Below are 6,326 nucleotides of genomic sequence, written 5' to 3'. Positions count from 1 at the left end.
GGCAGGCATATTCCCATTCCGCCTCTGTGGGTAACCGGTATGTATGGGTACCTTCTCTCTTGTTTAAAAACCGAATAAATTCAATGGCATCATCCCATGACACCGTATCCACAGGATAGTAATTGCCCAGCTTAAAGGATGACGGATTCGGAAATACAAGGCGGTCCCATTGACCCTGGGTTACTTCGGTTTCTGACATATAAAAGCTTTTGCTGATGATCACCTTGTGTTGTTTTTCGTCCTTTTGCCGCCCCTTTTCCGAGTCAGGGCTTCCCATTATAAAGGATCCGGCTGGAATCAGAACAAATTTCATTCCGATCTTATTGATAAAAAAGTTTTGGGCACGTGCATCCGAAAGCACCGACGCATGAATCAGTGCGAAAATCAAAAGAAAAAACAGTATGTCGAACAAGGATTTTAACTTTCTGGCCGAGAAGTCCCCTTCCGAATCTTTGATTCGGTGGGGGATGAATCGGTCTATTGGCTTATAATTGTTTGATTTTTGCATATCAGTGATATCTCCCGCAAATCGACCTGTTTGTATGTCTTCATTGGATTCTTGATATAATTGCCTTTGATATCTACAATATAGCAGGAGGATGACCCTGTGAATCCGGAGATAAAACCGACTCTCCCTTTGTATTGCACAGTATCCCACCGGTTAAAATCTTTCAGGGTAAATACGTTTTTGTTATTCCGTTTCTGGGTTCGGTTCGGGGTTTTCCTTCCTTTTCTTGCAGTTGCTTCATGCAAACTTCTTTTCCGTGACTGCACATGTTTTGTCTGTATCTGCCGGTCCAGAGGACTTGCCTGTTTATCTGCAATGATAACAGCATCATTGACATGAGATTTTTCTATCCCGGCATTGTTCCGAAAATGACTGGTGATATACCCGAATGTCGTCCGTAATGGCGCGATTCGTGACAACTTAGCTTGCAGATAGTGCTTCCCCTGCTGGACATGTGCTGCCGACATGTAGAAGGAACTCTTTTGTTTCGGAAGTTTGAGCCCTTCTTTATGATGTCGATCATGGCAGAGATCACAAAGCGTCATCAGATTTGAGAGCTTGTCTGTCCCGCCCTTTGCTCCTGCACAGATATGATGGCATTGCAGTTTTGTTTGCGCACCGCAAACACGGCATCTGAACTTGTCACGCACCAGACACGCCTGTTTGAAATTCTTGTGATAAAGCAGATCTCCATGCTGATACTGCTCACCGGAAATGTCCGGATTCTCCATTGCCTGGAAATCGAAATAGAGATCTTCCAGCACAATTCGGCAAATGGGCAGTGGGATCTGCTTGACCACCCGGATAATCGCATCTTTTTTTGCCTTGATTGATGGTGGGATTCGGAAAACACTTTTTTTGATCTTCGCATATTTTTGATGAACCCCATCCGCTCTGTTCAGGCAGGATCGACAGATCACCTGAGATGCCGGGGCATTCCCGCCACACACCTTGCATGTGGGAATGGATGACTTTCTGTTCAGAAATCTTGACTTTCGATACCTTGTTTTGCGGTTTCTTCTGGATTTACGGTATTGCCTCCGGGTATCCAGTTTTGACTTGACGTCCGAACGTAAAACAACTTCCTGTTGAAATAAAACCTTGCCGTTTGAAACCGCTGCAATCCCGATATTGATCCCTCCGTCATCAATCCCAACGGTCACCGGCTGAATATGCTCGGTGGTCTCATAAAGCAAGTGAATTGCAAAGGGTGTTCTTTGAATCACCTTTGCCTTGCCCTGCTTGAGCAAAATTCTGGCATTTGCCGGATTTGTCGGCATCAGCCATTTACCTGATTGTGATTTGACATACACTTTCATAAAAAAACTTTCAGTTATGCACACCCTCCAAAGAGGGGTAAGGTTCGCCTCGCCAATGTTCAGCAGGCTTCACAACGTGGTTGACCGCTCCTTCCTCACAGAGCTTTTACAGAGCCACGATAGAGCTTCGGACTGGCGATTACATCCAAAGGTATCTACATCCTGCCGAACGTAGTCCCTAATAAAGAGACTGAGGCTAGTCAACTTGGGCTTTTACAAGCCCCTTCTCAATCTCTGATTCAGGAGGGGTAGTTGACCCTCATAACAAGTTCCTGGCTGCTTGTCTGGTTTTGAGTTATGCCACGCGGATAATAATGTTGACATTAACATATTTAAAACCCGGGATTCAAGGTTATATCCATGCGGATGGAAATGGTATATTGACGCCGGGTTTAATTTTATATAATGTGTCGTCACTTTTTATTATTATCATTAAGTAAGTTCAGACAGCCTTTTGGTTTGGCACAGAATCCTCTCTGTCTTACATTGGAGAGGCTATATGAGAGCAATCATAGGCGAGTCATGCCAAAATCCATTCAAAGATATTCTGGAAGGCCAGTTCCGGGAAAAAATTTACAACGGTTTTATAAACAACGCGGTTCTTCCCGTGTTAAAAGAGGTCATGGCATACGCCCATGATATTGTCGACGCCCTTGAAAGTTCGAATAAAAGCCCTGCTGTCGATTGCGGGCCAGGTTGCAGTTACTGCTGTCATTCCCAGATACATGTGCTGCCCATTGAATCCTTGCTTATTCTGGCCTTTATCAATGAATGTTTTACCGGAAAACAGATTCTGCTGCTCATGGACAAAATCGAACTGCGGCTCCAACGGACCCGGGGAAAATCCATTGGCCTTCTTTTCCCAATCAAGGATGAGCTGCCCTGTATTTTTTTAGAAAACGGGATGTGCAGCATCTATAAGGTTCGCCCTTTTATCTGCCGTGCATGGAACAGCATGGATTCATCGCTTTGCAGAAAAATTTTTAATTCGGGAAAAATTGATGATGAAATTGAATCTTCTTCTGCCAGAAATTTTGTATTTGAATCCTCCAGATCGCTTTTTACAGATATTGCCGGTCAGTTGAAACTTGAGACGGCTCCCTTTGAAATGACGAGGGGTCTCTTCAACTGTCTTAAAGCAACTGATCCATTACCGTTGTGGCTTTCAGGAGAAGATATTTTAAATGTAAATACCCAGTTGGGACCTGCATCATCACGGGTTGATTCATTGGGTGATTGTCGATCTTTTGACCTCCATTCGGATAGAGCTGCTCAGACATTACCGGTATCCCGGGAACAGGAATACATCAATTATTTTTACGGAAAGTACAAAAGTCGCCTTGCCGGGTATGGATATGCACAAAATCATTCACAGATCCATTCGTTTGTTTTTCAAAATGTTTATGGAAAATCCATTGGTGCCGTCGCCTTGAATGAGGTTGGTACCCAAAACAGGACCGTCCATATCCATCATCTAAAGGCTTTTGTTCTCCAAAGCGGTAACGGAACACTGATGCTTGTGGAGTTGTGCCGGAAAGCTGACTGTTTTAATGTCCGACTTAGTGCCAATCCCGTCTTCAGCCCCAATGACAAATGTTCGAACAGGGATTTCAAGGTGTTAAGTGAGTGGTATGAACAATTTGGTTTCAAAGGGGATTCAGATTTGTGCCGGATTCCCAGGCAAGGATAACCGGATCTTTAAAATGATAACAGCAAACGCCGGGGAAAATAATTTTTTAAATCAGCAGATTCCAAGGTTCAACAATCTGTTTTTACTCACCTTTTCCAGGGACGACACCTGTCTTGAATATTTTCTTTGCAGCAGAGATACAGGAAAGCAGATTTCAAAAACGCTGATTGTTTCCCATGAAGTTTTTTCAGGCAGCCTCTATGTTTCCAGATTTTATCCCGAATTATACAGGCAGATAAACTGCAAATACTTGTCAGCCGCCTGCTTTTATCTCATGGTTCATCATGCCGCAAGTGCCTTTCAATTGTTTGATAAATGCCGGGTCAATCTGGAAACAGATAAGGCAGTTTTTTTAAAATTTTACGCCAGGCTCCAGGATTTCAATTTTTATATCCGGTATGGCAGACCGGTTGATAAGGTCTACTTGACAGGCAACTACCAGAAAAATTTGCTATATACTGATTTGGTCCGACCAAATGTATAAAATGTATTCTTATACGATGAAATTATATAAGCCTAAAATTATTGTTTGGGCTTGAAATAACAGACTGAAGTGCTATTAAGAGGCATTAAGATATTTTTTTCCAGGAGCCGACAAATGAAACAAAAAACCACCCCTGAATCCAACATTTATACCACAGACAAAGAGACAACCCGGGAAAAAAATGAACCCGGGGTGTCCACCATCGACCAAGGCACCTCATTGATGAAAAAAAATGAATTTACCATGATTATTATCGCCGCCCTGGTGGTTACAATTCTGGTTTTTTTCTTTTTTTTCAGGGGATCATCGACACAAAATAGCAGTGAACCGGAAGCTGTTTCAGCTAAAGGGGAAGATCATATCGCCCCGGGTTTTGAAGATCGTATCTCAGCCCTTGAGATCGCTTTGGCAAAAATAGCATCCTCTTCGGCTCAGAATGAAAACCAAGCTGCATTCCGGGCCGTGTCAGGCCTTGATCAACGGATCTCTCGAATTGAAACGGCAGTCAACCTGAAGCTTGATATTCTGATTGAGCGCGTGGACAAACTTGAAGGCCGATTAAGCAAAGTGGCTGTTGTCGCCTCGACGCCTCCTCCAAAAAAGATTGTCAAATCCGAGCCTAAAGAGAAGAAGTCTGTACCCGCGCCCGAGAAAAAGGTTCAGGTGGCAAAGAAAAACGCTGACAAACCAAAGAAGACCAACCAGTTTCATACGGTTCAAAAGGGTGAAACCCTGTGGTCGATTTCCCAGAAATATAAAACCAATGTGGAAGCCGTACGCAAAATGAATAATTTGACACCTGAGGATAAGATACATATCGGGGGTAAGTTATTGGTCAGATAGAAACAGATTTTGCAGCCCTGATAAAGGCTTTGACCTTTGCAATATCTTTAATGCCCTTTGTTTTTTCCACACCCGAAGATACATCCACGGCATGGGGGCGTATCCTTGAAACTGCATCCGCCACATTTTCACAGGTTAGCCCTCCGGCCAGCATCAAACGCACTTTTTTTGCCATGTCAAGGGCCTGATCATAATCCCATGTTTCTGCATTTCCCCCGGGAAGTATCCCTTTGCCGTACTCGGCCAGACAAAAATCAGCGGATGGATATTTTTCTGTGTCACAAAGCTTAGGAGGTCTTGCTGCAAAAAAAGCTTTGGTCACCACAAGATTTTGAGCCGATAAGCGGTCCGCAAGTTCAGGGGTTTCTGCGCCGTGCAACTGTACGATTTCAAGCCCGCAGGCAGAAACGGTCTGCATGATGGTGTCATAGGTTTCATCGACAAACACCCCGCAGGCCGGCACGCCTTTGGGAAGGGCACGGGCAATTTCCCGGGCTTTGGCTTTGCTGACATGCCGGGGGCTTTTTTCAAAAAAAACAAGCCCAATGATATCCGCGCCCGCTTTTACGCAGTCAAGTGCATTATCAACAAGGGTCAGGCCGCATATTTTTACAAGCACACGGTGCCTTTGGACGGGTATCTCCCATATGGGTGCGGGAATTTGAGCCATGGCCGTTAATCACCCTTTTCGTTGATGCCAAGAAGGGTTTTGATAAACCGGGCCGGATCCTTTGAACGGACAATGCTCTCTCCCACAAGGAAATTGAAAATACGGTTTTCAATGCCGGCTTCAATGCCGGGGCGACCGGAAATGCCCGAGGCCTCCACGGGGATAATTTCATCGGGAAAAATTTTTGCCACACGTTTTGCCACAGTTGTGTCCACCTCAAGGGTCGCAAGGTTTCTGTTGTTAATGCCCACCACCCGGGATTGGGCTTTGTATGCCTGTTCAAATTCAAATTCTGAATTAATCTCCACCAGCGGTTCCATACCAAGCTCCCGGGTAAGAAGGGTCAGTTCTGCCTGCTGGGCGGGATCAAGCAGGGTTGTGATCAAAAGAACCGCAGAGGCCCCTGCCTTTTTGGCTTCATAAATCTGGTATTCGGAAAAGATAAAATCCTTTCGAAGTACGGGTAGATTTGTGTTCTGACACACAAGTTCAAGATCGGACAAGGTGCCTTTAAAGTACTTTGATTCCGTAAGCACCGATATGGCCCTTGCCCCGCCCTGGGTGTAGGCCGCGGCATAGGCGGCCACGTCAAGATCAATTCTGATATCTCCCTTGGAAGGGGATGCTTTTTTGACCTCGGCAATGATACCGACCGCTTCACGGGTTGAACCTGCCATGGCATCAGCAAAAGAAGCCGGGGTAGGCGTATGTTCCGCATCATGGCGAATGGCGGTTAAGGGCACTTTGATTTTGGCCTGGTTTATTTCTTCTTTTTTCACATCAACAACAGCGTTGAGAAATCCTTTCATTTA

7 protein-coding genes are annotated in these 6,326 nt (G+C 44.9%); 3 read left to right on the top strand and 4 right to left on the bottom strand.

Annotated elements, in window-relative coordinates:
- The coding region (locus B3D59_RS02005) for a formylglycine-generating enzyme family protein (protein WP_286817408.1) at nt 1–508 on the bottom strand (508 nt) is incomplete at its 3' end.
- Nucleotides 478–1,827 (bottom strand): RRXRR domain-containing protein, encoded by a 1,350-nt coding sequence (locus B3D59_RS02000; protein ID WP_286817407.1) that lies wholly within the window; start codon nt 1,825–1,827, stop codon nt 478–480. The genes B3D59_RS02005 and B3D59_RS02000, both read right to left, overlap by 31 nt.
- A gap of 499 nt (nt 1,828–2,326) precedes the next feature.
- Here B3D59_RS02000 and B3D59_RS01995 point away from each other — a divergent pair, with 499 nt between their 5' ends.
- The 3 genes from B3D59_RS01995 (at nt 2,327) to B3D59_RS01985 (ending at nt 4,844) form a co-directional block, all read left to right on the top strand.
- Complete coding sequence (locus B3D59_RS01995; protein WP_286817406.1) at nt 2,327–3,517, top strand: YkgJ family cysteine cluster protein; 1,191 nt, start codon at nt 2,327–2,329, stop codon at nt 3,515–3,517.
- Nucleotides 3,518–3,530: 13 nt separating this feature from the next.
- The gene (locus B3D59_RS01990; protein WP_286817405.1) at nt 3,531–4,001 is read left to right on the top strand and encodes a hypothetical protein; all 471 of its coding nucleotides are present in this window, start codon (nt 3,531–3,533) and stop codon (nt 3,999–4,001) included.
- 114 nt (nt 4,002–4,115) lie between these two features.
- A complete protein-coding gene (locus B3D59_RS01985) occupies nt 4,116–4,844 on the top strand; it encodes a LysM peptidoglycan-binding domain-containing protein (protein WP_286817404.1) in 729 nt (242 codons plus the stop codon).
- On the opposite strand, the gene B3D59_RS01980 is transcribed toward B3D59_RS01985, so the two are convergent.
- Together B3D59_RS01980 and B3D59_RS01975 are read right to left on the bottom strand one after the other, a co-directional pair.
- Nucleotides 4,837–5,514 (bottom strand): phosphoribosylanthranilate isomerase, encoded by a 678-nt coding sequence (locus B3D59_RS01980; protein WP_286817403.1) that lies wholly within the window; start codon nt 5,512–5,514, stop codon nt 4,837–4,839. The genes B3D59_RS01985 and B3D59_RS01980 overlap by 8 nt on opposite strands.
- A gap of 5 nt (nt 5,515–5,519) precedes the next feature.
- Nucleotides 5,520–6,323: an indole-3-glycerol phosphate synthase TrpC gene (locus B3D59_RS01975; protein WP_286817402.1), complete on the bottom strand. Its 804-nt coding sequence runs from the start codon at nt 6,321–6,323 to the stop codon at nt 5,520–5,522.
- Between the last annotated feature and the right edge of the window lie 3 nt (nt 6,324–6,326).

The organism is Desulfobacter sp. UBA2225, assembly GCF_002348205.1.
Taxonomy (GTDB): Bacteria; Desulfobacterota; Desulfobacteria; order Desulfobacterales; family Desulfobacteraceae; genus Desulfobacter; species Desulfobacter postgatei.
This window is presented reverse-complemented; position numbering and strand designations above follow the sequence as displayed.

Coding starts and splice junctions, on each gene's coding strand:
- B3D59_RS02000 (WP_286817407.1), bottom strand. CDS start 1,827: ATGAAAGTGTATGTCAAATCACAATCAGGTAAATGGCTGATGCCGACA.
- B3D59_RS01995 (WP_286817406.1), top strand. CDS start 2,327: ATGAGAGCAATCATAGGCGAGTCATGCCAAAATCCATTCAAAGATATT.
- B3D59_RS01990 (WP_286817405.1), top strand. CDS start 3,531: ATGATAACAGCAAACGCCGGGGAAAATAATTTTTTAAATCAGCAGATT.
- B3D59_RS01985 (WP_286817404.1), top strand. CDS start 4,116: ATGAAACAAAAAACCACCCCTGAATCCAACATTTATACCACAGACAAA.
- B3D59_RS01980 (WP_286817403.1), bottom strand. CDS start 5,514: ATGGCTCAAATTCCCGCACCCATATGGGAGATACCCGTCCAAAGGCAC.
- B3D59_RS01975 (WP_286817402.1), bottom strand. CDS start 6,323: ATGAAAGGATTTCTCAACGCTGTTGTTGATGTGAAAAAAGAAGAAATA.